The sequence below is a fragment of the Cupriavidus sp. FW216-B1 genome (genome assembly GCF_058789195.1).
In genome coordinates this window covers 36718-51994 of the sequence record NZ_JBYTEL010000013.1, presented here as the reverse complement: position 1 = coordinate 51994, position 15277 = coordinate 36718, and the positions used below count along the sequence as shown (strand labels likewise).

The window sequence follows — 15277 nt, the reverse complement described above, 5'->3', positions numbered from 1 at the left end:
ATCGCTTGTCCCGGCCTATTCGCGCAGCCCCGTGCGCGCTTCGCTTTCCACCCAGACGTTGGCGCTGTCGCCGCCCGCGGGAGACAGCTCCATGCGGTATTCGTAGCGGTCGGGGCGGTACTGGCCCAGCAGGAACTGCACCGGGCGGCCGGTCTTGTCCAGCACCACGCGGCGCACCGCCAGCAGCGCGCCGCCCACGGGCACGTCCAGCAGCGGCGCCACCACCACGTCGGCCAGCCGCGCCGACAGCGTCTGGCTGGCGCGTCCCAGCTGCACGCCCGCGCCTTGCAGCAGGCGCAGCATCGGCGTGGTCTCGAGGTCCTTGCGGGTCAGGCCGCGGCCCAGCTCGCCCGGCAGGTAGGTGGTGATGTGCGACAGCGGGCGGCCGCCGTAGTGGCGCACGCGCACCACCTTGACCACCGGGTCGCCGGCCTGCAGCCCGAGCGCCTCGGCCACTTCCGGCGTGGCGTGCACGTCGTCGATCGAGATCACCTTGACCGAGGTCTTCTGCCCCATGTCGATGATGTTGTCGAGCAGGCTGCCGGGCCGGTCGCCCACGGTGACGGGCTTGATCGGGTGCGGGTTGACGAAGGTACCCAGGCCGCGGTGACGGCGCACCAGTCCCTCCTGCACCAGCCGGTCGAAGACCCGGCGCATGGTGACGCGCGACGCGTGGAACTGCTTGGCGAGGTCGATCTCGCCCGGCAGCGGGCCCTGGCCGAAGCGGCCTTCCACGATCTGTTGGCGTAGTACCACGTAAATCTGGTGATACAGGGGAACGACGGCTTCACTCATGGTTTCCCTTGCGTATGGGTAACAAGTCTTGAATAGTCCTAATGTACTTTAAATCAGACATAGAGCCTAGTTATGTCGGCGTTTGTGCCGCATTCCACGCACCGGGCGGCGGCAATCGTTGCGCGCGCGCCGCGCATATGCCGCGCGCGCCGCAATCGCGCCGGCGAATGTTTGCGTCCCGCGCGCGCGCCCGGGCCGGCCGCGCGATTGCTGCGGTGCCCCGCGCGGTCCCGCCCGCGCCGCCCCTCATGCGGCGACCAGTGCACCGGCCACGGGGCCTGTTTCACGTCCGATACAGCGGCGGCCGCCAAGGGTTTTCCTTAGGAGCCGCCTCCGGACCCCTGACAGGCAGCGCTTGTTCCGGCGCCCGGGAGACCCATGCGCGGTGACGTTCGGTGCGCGCTGTCACAACTGTGTGACATGTCGCGTGCGCCGCATGGCGGCCGCGCGCGCGCAAGCCGCGCGGCACGGGTTCCCGCCCCGCGCCGGGCACTTCGCAGCCCTTGTATTTCAAGGGATTACAGCGCGGCCGCCGGCCGCTGGCACTGATTATGCGGAACGGGAGGCTGGTTTGGCCGTGAAGCCGGACCCGCACCTCTGGCCGCCGTTCTCCCCGAGCGCCGGCCAGAGGCCGAGCCGCTGTGAAATCCTCCTGGGAGCTTTGTATGAAAAAGACCTTACTTGCGTCGGCGATTGCCTTAGCCCTTGGGGCCGGCGGTCAGGCCATGGCCAACCCGACGAACAACAATGACGTCAAGTGGAACGGCGACAACACGCAGACGGCCACTGCGAACTCCACGCAATCCGGCGGCGGCGCTCTGGCAAACGAAAACTCCTCCGCCTGGCAGGACAACAGCACGTCGAGCAAGACCTCGAGCTTCGCTTCCACCAAGACCTCCACCAGAACCACCACCAAGACCAACGCCGACAACAAGGGCAAGGTGACTTTCGATGAAGGCTACGGCAACGCCGGCGCCAACAACGGCAGCACCGCCACCGCCAACTTCACCAACTCGTTCAACAGCAGCAAGGCCATCGCGGTGAGCAAGCTGTCGGGCGCGGTCACGGGTGTGGTGGTCCACGGCATCGGCAATATCGCCACCAACAACGGCAACGCCAACGGCGGCTGGGGCGGCAAGGGCGGCACCGGCTATGGCGGGACCGGCCAGGGCGGCTCGGGCGGCAATGGCGGCAACAGCGGCAACGGCGGCGCCGGCGGCAGCGGCGGCTCGGCCACCAACGGCAGCGCTACCGCGGGCTATGCCTCGGCCGGCAGCGCGTTCGCCGGCCGTGGCGGCAGCGGTGGCGACGCCAAGGGCTACGGCGGCGACGGCGGCGGTGCCAAGGGCTATGGCGGCGACGCGCTCAGCGCCAGCGCCGGCCGTGGCGGCAGCGGCGGCGGCGCCAAGGGCTCCGGCGGCGATGCGCTCGGTGCCAGCCTGTCCGGCTCTGGCAAGGGCGGCGGCGCGCTGGCCGGTGGCGGCAGCGCCGGCGGCCTGGCGGCGGGCGTGGGCGGCAGCAGCGGCTCGCGTTCGGGCAGCGGCGGTGACGGCGGCTTCTTCGGCAACGGCGGCGGCAGCGGCACCAGTACCGCGGGCGCGGGCGGCGCCGGCTCCACCGGCACCACCACCACCACCGCCGGCGCGGCGGCGGCGAACGGCGGCGCGGGCGGCAGCTCGGCCTCGGGCGCGGTGAGCCCGACCGGCGGCGCGGGTAGCGGCACGGGCGGTGCGGGCGGCGCAGGCTCCGGCGGCGCGGCTACGGCCACGGCCGGTGCCGGCACCGGCACGGGCGGCGCGGGCGGTGCGCAGACCAGCGTGGCCGGCAACGGCGGCGCGGGCGGCAACGCCAGCGCTGGCGGCGCCTCGACGCAGGCCAGCAACGGCAGCGCCACGGCGGGCGCCGGCGCGGTCGGCGCGGCTTCCGGCGCGGGCGGCGCGGGCGGCACCGGCAACGGCGGCACCGGTGGCGTGGGCAATGGCGCGGTGGGTGGAGCCGGCGGCGCCGGCGGCACCAACTACGTCGATGCCGGCACCTTCAACATGTCCAACATGATGAGCAGCGTCGGCCAGTCGGCCGCGGGCATCATGATCGCCAACCAGAACAGCGGCATGGCATCGCTGGTGCAGCAAAGCGTCAACGTCCAGGCCAACCTGGCGGTCGGCAAGTAAGGCAGTGCGTGGCGGCGGCGCGCCGCGGGTGGATGGCCCGCGCGCATGCCCCGCCGGCACGGCACCAAGCCGGCAACTCAGGGCATCCGCGCGCGTTGTCCGCGCGAGGATGCCCGTTCGACGAAGCGTCCACTCGTCTCCCGCTTGCCCGTCCGGATGGGGGCGGCAGGCAAGAGGCCGAAGGAGACACCAACATGCGATCGGTCCGCTTTGCCGCCGCCGTCATGGCGACGGCCGTCCTGGTCTGGCCGGGCCTGCAAGCCCTGGCCGACCCGTTGCCCGACGGGCCATCGGCCGCAGTGCCTGCGGCAGACTCCGCCAGCGCCGCCAACACCGGCGCCGCGGTCCGGGAACCGGTTCCCCCCGCGGTGGCGCGCGGCGTATTCGCCGGCCTCGGCAAGCCGGTCGCCAGCAACAGGCTGGACGGCATCCGCGGCGGCTCCGAACTGGTGGCCAACGACATGCGCCTGGCCGGCACCGTGGCCGACAACAGCGCGAGCCACATCATGAGCGGGGCCAACAGCATCGCCGACGGCTCCTTCGCCAGCGCCGCGGGCCTGCCCACCGTGATCCAGAACTCGGGCTCCAACGTGCTGATCCAGAACGCCACGATCATCAACGTCCAGTTCAAGCCATGACGCTGCGCAAGCTGCTACTGCCGGCCGCGCTCGCGCTGGCCGCGGCGGCCGCGCCGGTGGCGCGCGCCGACGACGCGGCCGTTCCCGCCGACGGCAGCCATTTCTTCAGCGTGCGCGTCACCAGCCTCAAGGAGGCGCGCTACAAGACCACCATCCGCCAGCAGTACGACTTCAGCTGCGGCTCGGCGGCGGTGGCCACGCTGCTGACCTACCAGTACGGCTACCCGGTCACCGAGCAGGTGGTGTTCGCCAACATGTACGTCAACGGCGACCAGGCCAAGATCCGGCAGGAGGGTTTCTCGCTGCTCGACATGAAGCGCTTTCTCGAGTCGCGCGGCTTCATCGCCGACGGCTACGAGCTGCCCTTGTCCAAGCTCGAGGAAACGCAGATCCCGGCCATCGTGCTGGTGGTCGAGAACGGCTACCACCATTTCGTGGTGGTCAAGGGCGTGCGCGGCAACCGCGTGCTGATCGGCGATCCGGCGCTCGGCACGCGCGCGATCTCGCGCGAGCATTTCGAATCCATCTGGGACAGCCAGCTGCTGTTCGTCATCCACAACCGCGAGGAGCTGGCGCGCTTCAACCTGGCGGCCGACTGGCGCGTGGCGCCGACCGGCCCTTATTCAATGGGTATCAACCGGGATAGTCTGTTCTTCACTGTCATGCCTTCGCATGGCAGCAGCGACTTCTAAGGAACGCATCATGTTCCAGGCATCCTCGAAGCCCACGCAATCCCGCCGCAGCGCAGCCGGTCCGGCTACTGCGATGGTGCTGCTCGGCGCAGGGCTGGCTTGCGCCGGCCACGCGCGGGCCGATGAAAACACGGGGCTCGCAGTGCCGGATCTGCATGGCGCAAGCGATGCCGCCGGCCTTGCCGTCCCGCCTGCCGCGCAGGCGGAATCCACCAACCCTTCCTTCGCTGCCGCACTGGGCGGCATGGCCGGCCGGACGCCGGCAACGCAGGACAACGCGGCGCGCGGTCCGGCGCCGCAGGACATCGTGGCGGTGCCGCCGGCGCCGACGGAATTCGATGTGTTTGCCGCTGCCGTCGACGAGGCGGCGCCCGCCATGTCCGGCGCCGACGTCGCCACTGCCGCGGACACGCGCGAGGCCTTGCCGCCGGCGCGGGAAGTGCCACCGGCAGCCGCCGCGCCGCGCCCGCCCGATGTCATCGCTGCAGCGCCAGCACTGACGCCGCCGCAGCCGCCAGTCTCGCGCGGCGCGGCGCCCGGCGCGCGCGCGCGCGAAGCGGCGCTGGCCGCCGCGGCGCCGTCCGGCGCGCAGGACCGGCCCGAGGGCCAGGCCCCGCCCGCGCGCGCCGCGCGCAGCATCATGGCGAGCTGGAAGCCGGTGGAGCAGGACCGCCTCGACGACCTGCGCGGCGGCTTCGACGTGGGCTCCAACCTGCAGGTGTCGTTCGGCATCCAGCGCGCCGTGTACATCAACGGCGACCTCGTGGTGGCGACCAGCCTGACCATTCCCAACCTGAGCCGCATCACCGCCGACCAGGCCACGCGGCTGGCGGCGGCGCTGGGCGTGGCGACGGGAGCCGGGGCGGCGGCGGTCAACAACGCGCTGGCTTCCCATCCGGCCACCGCCGGCAATGGCAGCAGCAGTGGCGGCAATGGCGGCAGCGGTAGCGCGGGCGGCAGCGCCGGCGCCGCGGGCACGGCGATGACCAGCCTGCCGGCGGCGATGGTGTCCGCGGGCGCGGCCACGGTGACCACCAACGGCGTCATGAGCCTGATCCAGAACGGGCCGGGCAACAGCGCCGCCGCCAGCGCGCTGGCCGGGTCGCCGGCGACGGTGATCCAGAACACGCTGAACAACCAGTCGATACAGAACCTGGTGACGATCAATGCGGGCGTGAACACCTTGCAGGCATTCCGCGCGCAGGTGGCCAACCAGACATTGACCAACGCCCTGCTCGGCACCACGGGCCTGCGCTGAAAGCCCGGCCGGCGACGGCGGGCGGCATGCGCGGATGGAGAGCGGCAAGCCGACGAGCAGCAGGCAGCAGGCAACAGGCAGCACAGGCAGCAGGCAAGAAGCAGGCAAGAAACAGGCAGCAGGCAACACACGCAAGAAGAGAGGCTGTATGCGGTAGGCAGGTTGCGGACTCCTGCACCAAACAGTCCGCCGACCGGGGGAGGAAGGCGAAATGAAAACAGGGTCGCTGCGCGGCATCCGGCAGGCCGGATGCTCGACATTGCTGTTGCTCGGGAGCATGGCGCAAGGCCAGACTCCGCCAGACCAGGGACCGGCTGCGGCAAAGCTGGAGCAGCTCCGGCGCGAGGTGGCCGAGCAGGCCGCCGTGCTCGAGGCGATGAAGCGCTCGATGGCGGAGCAGGAGGCCACCATCCGCGAGCTGCGCAGCGTGCTCGGCACCGACGTGCTGGCCAGGAAGCGCGGCGGCCAGCGCGCGCCCGGCACCGGCCCCGCGCCGGCCAGCGCGGGCGAGGACGCGGCCACCAACGCCGCCTCGGCGCCGCCCAGGCCCGGCGCGCAGGACGGCGGCAACACCGCGATGGAGCAGAACGCCACGGCGCAGGCCGCGCAGGCGCAGCTCGCGCTGGCCGGCGACGAGCAGCCGGTGGGCCGGCCTCCCGAGGAAAAGACCGCGCCGCCGGCGATCGCGCCGATCTTCGACCAGCCCGGCGTGCTCACGCCCGCGGGCAAGCTGGTGGTCGAGCCGAGCTTCCAGTACGGCTATTCGTCGAGCGACCGCGTGGCGCTGGTCGGCTACACCATCATCCCGGCGCTGCTGATCGGGCTGATCGACGTGCGCGAGGTCAAGACCTCGACCTACATCGAGACCATCGCGCTGCGCTACGGCCTGACCAAGCGCCTGGAGATCGAGGCCAAGGTGCCCTACGTGCAGAGCTCCGGCTCCACCGTCAGCCGCGAGGTCTTCACCGGCACCGCGATGGACAACGTCTTCAACGCCAGCGGCAAGGGCCTCGGCGACGTGGAGGCGACGCTGCGCTACCAGCTCAACTACGGCAACGAGAAGATGCCGTACTTCGTCGGCTGGCTGCGCTACAAGTCCAACACCGGCAAGAGCCCGTTCGACGTCGTGACCGACTGCGTGACGCGCTGCGTGGGCAATACCACCGGCACGGGCCTGCCGCTCGGCCTGCCCACCGGCTCCGGCTTCCAGGCCATCCAGCCCGGCATCACGTGGCTGCTGCCGAGCGACCCGGCGGTGTTCTTCGGCACCTTCAGCTACCTGCACAACTTCGCGCGCAACGACGTCAGCCGCACCGTGCTCAACGGCGAGAAGGAGAACCTCGGCAAGATCGCCCCGGGCGACATCTTCGGCTTCAACTTCGGCATCGGCCTGTCGCTCAACGAGCATGCCTCGTTCAGCATCGGCTACGACCAGAGCATCATCTGGCCGACCAAGCAGAACGGCCAGACCGTGCCGGGCTCGGTACGCGTGACGCAGGGCACCTTGCTGGTGGGCTACTCGTACCGCTTCAACAGCCGCTACACGCTGAACCTCTCGGTGGGCGCGGGGCTGACCACGGATACGCCCAACCTGACCGTCACGCTGCGGCTGCCGATCACGTTCTGAGGCCGGCCGCGCACATGGCGGCGCGCCGGGTGATGCCGGGCCGGCATGCGGCCGGGGCCGCCTTGCGCTGGCCACGCGGCTGGCGTACAACTGAAGAAACCCGTCCCCCGGGGCGGATACGGATACACCTTCGCCTGGCAGGTCCGGCCGGCGTGACGGCGGCTCCGCATGCACGGCGCCGCCGGGACGGCCCGGGGATGGCCTGGAGTGACCTGAGCGAGGAGACAGTCATGCGCAAACGCATCTTCTGGTTGTTGCCCGATCTGGAGAGTGCCCGCCGCACCATGGACGACCTGCTCCTGGCGCGCGTCGAGAACAAGCACATCCACTTCATCGCGCGCGACGGCGCCGACATGAGCGGCCTGCACGAAGCCAACCTGTTCCAGACCTCCGACATCGTGCATGCCGCCGAGATGGGGCTCATGGTGGGCGGCGGCATCGGCATCATCGCCGGCGCGCTGGTGGCGCTGTTCCCGATCGTCAGCGACACGCCGCAATGGGGCCTGGTCGGCGTGCTGGCCGTGCTGGGCGCGGCGTTCGGGGCGTGGGCCTCGAGCATGATCGGCTGTTCGGCGCCGAACAGCCGGCACAAAGCGTTCGAGAAAGACATCGAGGAAGGGAAGATCCTGCTGATGGTCGACGTCTCGCGCGGGCGCATCGAAGAGATCGAGGCGCTGTTGCAGGCTTCGCATCCGGAGGCGAGGTTTGCGGGGATGGATCCGGCGGTGCCGGCGTTTCCTTAAAGGGTTTTTCTTGGTGGGTTGTTTGTTTGGCTTCTTGGCCTGAAGGTTAACGGCTTTAACTTTAAATTCAACTTCAAAGGCTTAAAGTCAAAGGCTTTCGCTCCTCCGGAGCGACCTACTTTCTTTTGTCCGAAAAGAAAGTAGGCCAAGAAAGCGGACTGCCTTGCCGGCAGGGGCCGAGCCGAACAGGGTTTCTTGGGTTGGTGGTTTCGTGGTGGGGGCGGTGGTTCTGCTGACCTGCTGCCGTTACCGGTTCGGCTGGCCACGATCTGGCTGGCGGTATGGGTTGCGGGGTCAGACCTATGATGGCGAGCGCATTGCTGGTTCGAGCATCTGCCGTTACCGGTTTTGGCGATCACGGCGTAGCACCGTCACTGGTTTCGTGGTGGGCGTGGTGGATCCCGCGCGAGTGTGCTGGGTTGCTGGAACCGAATTACCTCTCAAGTCAAAACCGTCCGGCACTGCGTTCAAACAGGGGCCACCGCGCCCACCACGAAACCAGCGCCGTCTCTATGCCGTATGCATCCGCCCCGGTCGCGGCAGCAGCTTGAAGGGCCTGGACCTCCGCCATCATGCAGCGCCACCACGAATCGAACGCCACCCGAGAGAACGTGGCCACCAAAACCGGTACCGGCAGAATCCCTGCAGAACCACCACCCCCACCACGAAACCACCAATCCAAGAAACGCTGTTCGGCTCTGCCCCTGCCGGCCAGGCAGCCCGCTTTCTTTGCCTACTTTCTTTTCGGGGAAAAGAAAGTAGGTCGCTCCGGGGGAGCGAAAGCCTTTGACTTTAAGTCTTTGATTTTGAGCCTTTGACTTTGAAGTTAAATATTTTAAATTTTGAATTTAAACAATATAAGAGAATATCCAGATAATTAAGAAATAATAAACCAACCACGCCCCCCCCATATCCCCCCCTGAGGTATAGTCCCCAAATGACTACCTCCCCCTTCTCCCTAACCAACCGCGTGGCCCTGATCACCGGCGGCGCCCAGGGCCTCGGCCTGGCCATCGCCACCGCCCTTCGTCAGGCCGGCGCCCACGTGATCATCGCCGCCCGCAATGCCGACCGCGTGCACGCGGCCGTGGCGCGGCTTGACGGCGGCGCCGAGCCGCTGGTGCTCGACATCACCGATGAAGCCGCGGTCGCGGCCGCCTTCGCGCGCATCGACGCCAGCCACGGCCGCCTCGACATCCTCGTCAACAACGCCGGCGCGCGCAAGCGCAGCGGCATGGCCGAGCTCGGCGCCGGCGACCTGCGCGAGATGCTGGAGACCAACCTGGTCGCGCCCTACGCGCTGTGCCGCCACGCCGCGCGGCGCATGCGCGATGGCGGCTACGGCCGCATCATCAACGTTACCTCGATCGCCGGGCAGGTGGCACGCGCCAACGACGTGCTCTATCCCGCCACCAAGGGCGGCCTCGACGCGCTCACGCGCGCGATGGCGGCCGACCTCGGCCGCGACGGCGTGACCGTCAACGCCATCGCGCCCGGCTACTTCGCCACCGAGCCCAACCAGCCGATGGTGGCCGACGAGAGCGTGGCGCAATGGCTGCGCCAGCGCACCGCGCTGGGCCGCTGGGGCCAGCCGGAGGAGGTCGCGGGCGCGGCGGTGTTCCTCGCCTCGCCGGCCGCGTCCTACGTCACCGGCCACGTGCTGGCGGTGGACGGCGGCTACCTCGCGCACTTCTGACGGCAGCGCCGCCGTTCAGCGCGCGCCGCCGCCCGCGGCGCGCCCGAAGTGCGCCCGCACGGCTTCGATCAGCGCCGCGGCGGCGGCCGAATCGCCGCGCTCGCGCAGCCGCACCAGACAGATGTCGCGCACCAGCGACGGCAGCTGCAGCGGCCGGATCGCCAGGCTCTCCTGCTGGAACTGGAACAGCGCCAGCGCCGGCACCACCGTCACGCCGAGCCCCGCCGCCACCAGTGCCGCCACCGTGGCGAGATGCTCCACTTCCATCACGCCGTTGAGCTTGAGCGGATGCAGCGCCGCGTCCAGGTGCTGGCGCACGCTGCTGGTGCGCGACAGCTGGATGAACGGCAGCCCCGCCAGCGCCTGCGGCGCCACGCGGCGGCGCCGCGCCAGCGGATGGTCCGCCGGGCATACCAGGTGGAAGCGGTCGGCCACCAGCGGCTCCACGCGCAGGTCGCCGTCCTGCGCCGGCGCGGGCGCCAGCGCGAAGTCGGCGCGGCCGCGCCGGACCATGTCGATGCAGCCGTCGGCCAGCAGGTCGAACAGCTCGATGGCGATGCCCGGATAGCGCTGGTGGAACGCCGCCAGCAGCGGCGGCAGGTCGCCCGCCGCCAGCGAGGGCAGCGCCGCGACCGAGACCCGCCCCTTGCGGCGCTCGGCGTGGTCGCGCAGCTCCGCGAACGCGGTCTCGAAATCCGCCAGCAGGCGCGCCGCCACTTCCTCGAAGCGCCGCCCCTCCACGCTCAGCTCCACATGGCGCGTGGTGCGCTCGAACAGGCGCGTGCCGGCCTGTTCCTCCAGCGTCTGGATCAGCGCGCTGAAGGCCGATTGCGACAGGTGGCAGGCCTGCGCCGCGCGGGTGAAGTTGCGGTGCGCGACCAGCGCCACGAAGGCGCGCAGGTGCTTGACGGAGAGGTTCATCGCAGCGGGCGGCGGCGGGGTGCGCAAGCGCATTTCCCGCGGCCGCGCTTTTATCCGGAAAGTCGATAGATTAATCCAAATTATCAGTTTTTCGGCGCAGGCCGGCGGCCCTAGAATCTGCCCACGGTGCCCACGGGCGCCGACCTTGCATCGCGGGCCCGCGCCCGCTTCACCAGGCTTCGTCCCATGACCGCTTCCGTCCCCGCCAGCGCCACCTTGCAGATCGGCTGCGGCGCCGGCTTTTCCGGCGACCGCACGGATGCCGCGCTGCCCGTGGTGCGCACCATGATCGCCGCGGGCGGCCCCGCCGTGCTGATGTTCGAGACGCTGGCCGAGCGCACGCTGGCGCTGGCGCAGCTCGCGCGGCGCGCCGACCCGGCGCGCGGCTACGAGCCGCTGCTCGACGCGCTGCTGGCGCCGGTGCTCGGGCTGTGCCTGGCCCACGGCATTCCCATCGTCGGCAATTTCGGCGCCGCCAACCCGCGCGCCGCCGCCGCGCGCGTGCGCGCGCTGGCGGCCGAACTCGGCCTGGCGCCGCCGCGCGTGGCGGTGGTGGAGGGCGACGATCTCTCGCACGAGGCCGGCCGCGCGCTGCTGCGGCAGGCCATCGGCGCCGGCTTTCCCGAGGCGCGCTTCGTCTGCGCCAACGCCTATCTCGGCGCGCGCGGCATCGCCGACGCGCTGGCCGACGGCGCGCAGGTGGTGGTGTGCGGCCGCGTGGCGGACCCGGCGCTGGCGGTGGGCCCGGCAATGGCGCATTTCGGCTGGTCGTGGCAGGACTGGGACCGCCTGGCGCGCGCCACCATCGCTGGCCACCTGCTCGAATGCGGGGCCCAGGTCACGGGCGGCTATTTCGCCGATCCCGGCATGAAAGACGTGCCCGACGTGCACGCGGTCGGCTACCCGATCGTGCGCCTGGACGCCGACGGCAACATCGAGGTCGGCAAGGCCGCCGGCACCGGCGGCTGCGTGGACCTGCGCGCCGTCAAGGAACAACTGCTGTACGAAGTGCACGACCCGGCCGCCTACCTCACGCCCGACGTGGTGGCCGACATCGGCGCGGCCACCGTCGAGCAGCTCGGCCCCGACCGCGTGGCGGTGCGCAACGTGCGCGGCCACGAACGGCCCGCGCAGCTCAAGGCCAACCTGTTCTGCGAAGGCGGCTGGATCGCCGAGGGCGAGATCTCCTACGCCGGCCCCAACGCCGCGGCGCGCGCGCGCCTGGCCGCGGACATCGTGCGCCGGCGCATGGGCGTGCTCGGCCACGACGCGCCGGTGCGCTTCGACCTGATCGGCGTGTGCAGCGTGTTCGCCGACGACGCCGGCGAGCTCGTGCGGCAGCCCCAGCCCGGCGAAGCGCAGGCGCAGGACGTGCGCCTGCGCGCCGCGCTCGCGCACGAGGACAAGGCGGTGGCCGAAGCGCTGCTGCGCGAAGTCAACGCGCTCTACACCTGCGGCCCCGCCGGCGGCGGCGGCGTGCGCACCGCGCTGCGCGCGCGCCTGAACGCCATGTCCTGCCTGGTGCCGCGCGGCGCCGTCACCGCCAGCCATACCCTGCTGCCATGAATACTGCCCACACCAGCGCCACCGCCGATATTGCCCTCTACCAGCTCGCGCACGGCCGCACCGGCGACAAGGGCGACCGCTCCAACATCAGCGTGATCGCCTACGACCCGCGCGACTTCGACCATCTCGCGGCCCACGTCACCGAGGAAGCGGTGGCCGCGCTGTTCAGCCATCGCCACCCGGCCGCGGTCAGGCGCTACCTGGTGCCGTCGCTGCAGGCCATGAACTTCGTCATCGACGGCGTGCTCGACGGCGGCGTCAACGACGCGCTCAACCTCGACACGCACGGCAAGGCGCTGTCCTTCCTGCTGCTGCAGCTCCGGCTGCCCCTGCCGCCGCGCCTGGCCGGCGCCGGCTGATCTGCCTGACCCGGTACCACAGCCGGCCATCGCCACAAACCACAACATCAGAATTCCAACTGGAGACCCAACATGTCCGTACACACCCAGCTTGCCCCCGCCCTCAAGGCGGCCACCGGCATCGCCGCCGCCGCGCTCGCGCTGCTGGCGGGGCCGGCGCGCGCGGAGTTTCCGGACAAGCCGATCCGCTTCGTGGTGCCGTTCGCCGCGGGCAGCGCCACCGACCAGCTCGCGCGCGCGATCGGCCAGTCCATCACGGTGGATGCCAAGGTCACGGTGGTGGTCGACAACAAGCCCGGCGCCAACGGCTTCATCGCCGCCAGCGACGTGGCCAAGGCCGGCCCCGACGGCTACACCGTGCTGATCACCACCAACACCACGCACGCCGCCAACGAGCACCTGTTCAAGAAGCTGCCCTACGACCCGGTCAAGGACTACGCGCCCGTCACGGCGCTGGGCCGCGGCGGCCAGATCATGGTGGTGAACCCGCAGTTGCCGGTCAACAGCGTGGGCGACTTCATCGCGCTGGCCCGCAAGGAGCCGGGCAAGCTCAGCTTCGGCAGCGGCAGCTCCTCGTCGCGCATCGCCGGCGAGCTGTTCCAGCAGATGGCGCACGTGCAGCTGCTGCACGTGCCGTACAAGAGCAACCCGCTCGCCGTGACCGACCTGCTCGGCAACCAGATCCAGATGATGATCACCGACACCGCCACCGGCCTGCCCCAGGTCAAGAGCGGCAAGCTCAAGGCGCTGGGCGTGTCGGGCAAGACGCGCTCGCCGCTGGCGCCCGGCGTGCCGACCATCGACGAGGCCGGCGTGAAGGGCTACGAGATGAGCTACTGGTTCGCCGCCTACGCGCCGGCGAAGACGCCGCCGGCGGTGGTCGACAAGCTCAACGCGCTGATGGTCAAGGCCGCGAAGAGCGAGACCGCGGCCAGCTTCTACCAGTCCACGGGCACCGACGTGTTCACCAGCACGCCGGCCGAACTGGCGAAGTTCCAGGCCGCGGAATCGGCCAAGTGGGGCAAGATCATCAAGGCGGCCAACATCCAGCCGGAGTGAGCGCGGCGGCGGGCAACCTTGCCGGCAGCAGGGCCGCGCCGCCGCGGCGCGCCGCCACGGGCTACCATGCGCGCAGATCCGCAAGTCACGACACAGGCCCAACATGCACTCTTCTTCCGCGCCGGCGTTCTCGCCATCCTCCGATCCCCAGTCGCTGATCGTCGCCTACATCCGCGCCAAGGACGAAAACCGCCCGCACCGGATGGCGCATGCGTTCGCCGCCGACGCGGTGCTGGAGATGACGGTCAAGTCCGAGGCCATCGCCTTTCCCGCGCGCAGCGAGGGGCTGGCCGCGATCAGCGAGGTGCTGGTGCGGCGCTTCGGCCAGACCTACGACAACGTCTACACCGTCTGCCTGGCCGATGCGCCGCCGGCCGCCGACGCCGCCACCTACCGCTGCGACTGGCTGGTCGGCATGACCGACAAGGCCAGCGGCAGCGTGCGCGCGGGCTGCGGCCGCTACGCCTGGACCTTCGGCGGCACCGGCGGCGAGCGCCGCGTGCGGGCGCTGGAGATCGTGATCGAGGCGATGGAGGTCCTGCCCGCCGAGGCCGCGCAGCCGGTCATCGACGGCTGGCTGGCGCGCCTGCCCTATCCGTGGTGCACGGCGGCGCGGGCGGTCGAGGCGGCGCCCGCGCTGGCCGGGCTGGCGCCGGTGCTGGCGTACCTCAGGTCCGCCGGATCCGCCGCGTAGTGCACTTTGCGGGGATAATGCAGGATCGCCGCCCCCGGATTGCTTTGGAGCGCTGCATGACGACCCTGCCTTGTTTCCTCCGCCGCCGCCGGCTGGCGGTTTCCCTGAGCGTGGTGCTGGCCCTGGCCGGCGCGCTGGCCCAGGCGCCGGCGGCCTCGGCCCCGCCGGCCCAGCAGAAGACGCAGGTGCCCGGCTACTACCGCATGATGCTGGGCCAGTTCGAGGTGACCGCGCTGTACGACGGGCATGTCGACCTCGACACAAAGATATTCCGGTACAGCAGCCCGCGCGAGGTGCAGCGCCTGCTGGCGCGCATGTTCGTGGCCAGCACGCCGGGCATGCAGACCGCGGTCAATGCCTACCTGATCCACACCGGCGGCAACCTGGTGCTGGTCGATACCGGCACGGCGGCCTGCTTCGGCTCCGCGCTGGGCCACGTGGCGCAGAACCTGCGCGCGGCCGGCTACGAGCCCGCCCAGGTCGACACCGTGCTGCTCACCCACCTGCATCCCGACCACGCCTGCGGCCTGGTGGCCGACGGCAAGCCGGTGTTCGCCAACGCCACGGTGTACGTCGACCAGGCCGATGCCGCCTACTGGCTGGACGAAGCCGCCGCCGTGCGCGCGCCGCAGGACGCGCAGGCGGTCTTCGCGCTGGCGCGGGCCGCCGTCGCGCCCTACCAGGCCGCCGGCCGGCTGCGCGCCTATGGCGCCGGCGACACACTGGTGCCCGGCGTCACCGCGGTGCCGGAGCACGGCCACACGCCGGGCCACAGCGGCTACCTGTTCAGGTCGGGCGGGCAGGGCATGCTGGTCTGGGGCGACGTCGTGCACAGCCACGCGGTGCAGTTCCGCCGGCCGGAGGTGGCGATGGCGTTCGACGTGGACAGCCGCCAGGCCGTGAGCGCGCGCAAGGCGATCCTGGCGCAGGCCGCGCGCGGCAAGCTGTGGGTGGCCGGCGCGCACCTGCCGTTCCCGGGCATCGGCCACGTGCGCGCCGAAGGCCACGGTTATGTCTGGGTGCCGGTCGAGTACGGGCCGGTGCGCACCGACCGGTAG

14 protein-coding genes are annotated in these 15277 nt (G+C 70.8%); 12 read left to right on the top strand and 2 right to left on the bottom strand.

Annotated elements, in window-relative coordinates:
- Window positions 1-15: 15 nt before the first annotated feature.
- On the bottom strand, window positions 16-795 hold the full coding sequence (locus AC3WXD_RS23775; RefSeq protein ID WP_059412027.1) for a GntR family transcriptional regulator: 780 nt from the start codon (window positions 793-795) through the stop codon (window positions 16-18).
- 665 nt (window positions 796-1460) lie between these two features.
- Between AC3WXD_RS23775 and AC3WXD_RS23770 the strand changes: the two genes are divergently transcribed.
- From AC3WXD_RS23770 to AC3WXD_RS23740, 7 genes are all read left to right on the top strand, one after another.
- Window positions 1461-2966, top strand: a complete 1506-nt coding sequence (locus tag AC3WXD_RS23770) for a hypothetical protein (RefSeq protein ID WP_059412028.1) — start codon at window positions 1461-1463, stop codon at window positions 2964-2966.
- A gap of 194 nt (window positions 2967-3160) precedes the next feature.
- Window positions 3161-3604: a hypothetical protein gene (locus AC3WXD_RS23765; protein WP_059412029.1), complete on the top strand. Its 444-nt coding sequence runs from the start codon at window positions 3161-3163 to the stop codon at window positions 3602-3604.
- Window positions 3601-4296 (top strand): C39 family peptidase, encoded by a 696-nt coding sequence (locus tag AC3WXD_RS23760; protein ID WP_492324829.1) that lies wholly within the window; start codon window positions 3601-3603, stop codon window positions 4294-4296. The genes AC3WXD_RS23765 and AC3WXD_RS23760 overlap by 4 nt, the downstream gene beginning before the upstream one ends.
- Before the next feature lie 10 nt (window positions 4297-4306).
- Window positions 4307-5554: a hypothetical protein gene (locus AC3WXD_RS23755; RefSeq protein WP_492324828.1), complete on the top strand. Its 1248-nt coding sequence runs from the start codon at window positions 4307-4309 to the stop codon at window positions 5552-5554.
- A gap of 211 nt (window positions 5555-5765) precedes the next feature.
- Window positions 5766-7181, top strand: coding sequence for an acetate kinase (locus AC3WXD_RS23750; RefSeq protein ID WP_059412031.1), 1416 nt, complete (start codon window positions 5766-5768; stop codon window positions 7179-7181).
- A gap of 230 nt (window positions 7182-7411) precedes the next feature.
- Window positions 7412-7924 (top strand): hypothetical protein, encoded by a 513-nt coding sequence (locus AC3WXD_RS23745; protein WP_020207109.1) that lies wholly within the window; start codon window positions 7412-7414, stop codon window positions 7922-7924.
- Window positions 7925-8861: 937 nt separating this feature from the next.
- On the top strand, window positions 8862-9620 hold the full coding sequence (locus AC3WXD_RS23740; protein WP_492324827.1) for an SDR family oxidoreductase: 759 nt from the start codon (window positions 8862-8864) through the stop codon (window positions 9618-9620).
- 15 nt (window positions 9621-9635) lie between these two features.
- On the opposite strand, the gene AC3WXD_RS23735 is transcribed toward AC3WXD_RS23740, so the two are convergent.
- On the bottom strand, window positions 9636-10541 hold the full coding sequence (locus AC3WXD_RS23735; RefSeq protein ID WP_492324826.1) for a LysR family transcriptional regulator: 906 nt from the start codon (window positions 10539-10541) through the stop codon (window positions 9636-9638).
- Between the two features lie 186 nt (window positions 10542-10727).
- Here AC3WXD_RS23735 and AC3WXD_RS23730 point away from each other — a divergent pair, with 186 nt between their 5' ends.
- From AC3WXD_RS23730 to AC3WXD_RS23710, 5 genes are all read left to right on the top strand, one after another.
- Window positions 10728-12107, top strand: coding sequence for an acyclic terpene utilization AtuA family protein (locus tag AC3WXD_RS23730; RefSeq protein WP_492324825.1), 1380 nt, complete (start codon window positions 10728-10730; stop codon window positions 12105-12107).
- Window positions 12104-12466 (top strand): AtuA-related protein, encoded by a 363-nt coding sequence (locus AC3WXD_RS23725; RefSeq protein WP_492324824.1) that lies wholly within the window; start codon window positions 12104-12106, stop codon window positions 12464-12466. The genes AC3WXD_RS23730 and AC3WXD_RS23725 overlap by 4 nt, the downstream gene beginning before the upstream one ends.
- A 72-nt stretch (window positions 12467-12538) precedes the next feature.
- Window positions 12539-13525: a Bug family tripartite tricarboxylate transporter substrate binding protein gene (locus AC3WXD_RS23720; protein WP_492324823.1), complete on the top strand. Its 987-nt coding sequence runs from the start codon at window positions 12539-12541 to the stop codon at window positions 13523-13525.
- Window positions 13526-13628: 103 nt separating this feature from the next.
- Window positions 13629-14219 (top strand): nuclear transport factor 2 family protein, encoded by a 591-nt coding sequence (locus AC3WXD_RS23715; protein WP_020206095.1) that lies wholly within the window; start codon window positions 13629-13631, stop codon window positions 14217-14219.
- 56 nt (window positions 14220-14275) lie between these two features.
- Window positions 14276-15277, top strand: a complete 1002-nt coding sequence (locus AC3WXD_RS23710; protein WP_492324822.1) for an MBL fold metallo-hydrolase — start codon at window positions 14276-14278, stop codon at window positions 15275-15277.

Bases quoted from the DNA above. Each gene is read 5' to 3' on its own strand.
- AC3WXD_RS23765 (WP_059412029.1), top strand. From the start codon at position 3,161: ATGCGATCGGTCCGCTTTGCCGCCGCCGTCATGGCGACGGCCGTCCTG.
- AC3WXD_RS23725 (WP_492324824.1), top strand. From the start codon at position 12,104: ATGAATACTGCCCACACCAGCGCCACCGCCGATATTGCCCTCTACCAG.
- AC3WXD_RS23760 (WP_492324829.1), top strand. From the start codon at position 3,601: ATGACGCTGCGCAAGCTGCTACTGCCGGCCGCGCTCGCGCTGGCCGCG.
- AC3WXD_RS23735 (WP_492324826.1), bottom strand. From the start codon at position 10,541: ATGAACCTCTCCGTCAAGCACCTGCGCGCCTTCGTGGCGCTGGTCGCG.
- AC3WXD_RS23755 (WP_492324828.1), top strand. From the start codon at position 4,307: ATGTTCCAGGCATCCTCGAAGCCCACGCAATCCCGCCGCAGCGCAGCC.
- AC3WXD_RS23745 (WP_020207109.1), top strand. From the start codon at position 7,412: ATGCGCAAACGCATCTTCTGGTTGTTGCCCGATCTGGAGAGTGCCCGC.
- AC3WXD_RS23715 (WP_020206095.1), top strand. From the start codon at position 13,629: ATGCACTCTTCTTCCGCGCCGGCGTTCTCGCCATCCTCCGATCCCCAG.
- AC3WXD_RS23740 (WP_492324827.1), top strand. From the start codon at position 8,862: ATGACTACCTCCCCCTTCTCCCTAACCAACCGCGTGGCCCTGATCACC.
- AC3WXD_RS23720 (WP_492324823.1), top strand. From the start codon at position 12,539: ATGTCCGTACACACCCAGCTTGCCCCCGCCCTCAAGGCGGCCACCGGC.
- AC3WXD_RS23750 (WP_059412031.1), top strand. From the start codon at position 5,766: ATGAAAACAGGGTCGCTGCGCGGCATCCGGCAGGCCGGATGCTCGACA.
- AC3WXD_RS23770 (WP_059412028.1), top strand. From the start codon at position 1,461: ATGAAAAAGACCTTACTTGCGTCGGCGATTGCCTTAGCCCTTGGGGCC.
- AC3WXD_RS23730 (WP_492324825.1), top strand. From the start codon at position 10,728: ATGACCGCTTCCGTCCCCGCCAGCGCCACCTTGCAGATCGGCTGCGGC.
- AC3WXD_RS23775 (WP_059412027.1), bottom strand. From the start codon at position 795: ATGAGTGAAGCCGTCGTTCCCCTGTATCACCAGATTTACGTGGTACTA.
- AC3WXD_RS23710 (WP_492324822.1), top strand. From the start codon at position 14,276: ATGACGACCCTGCCTTGTTTCCTCCGCCGCCGCCGGCTGGCGGTTTCC.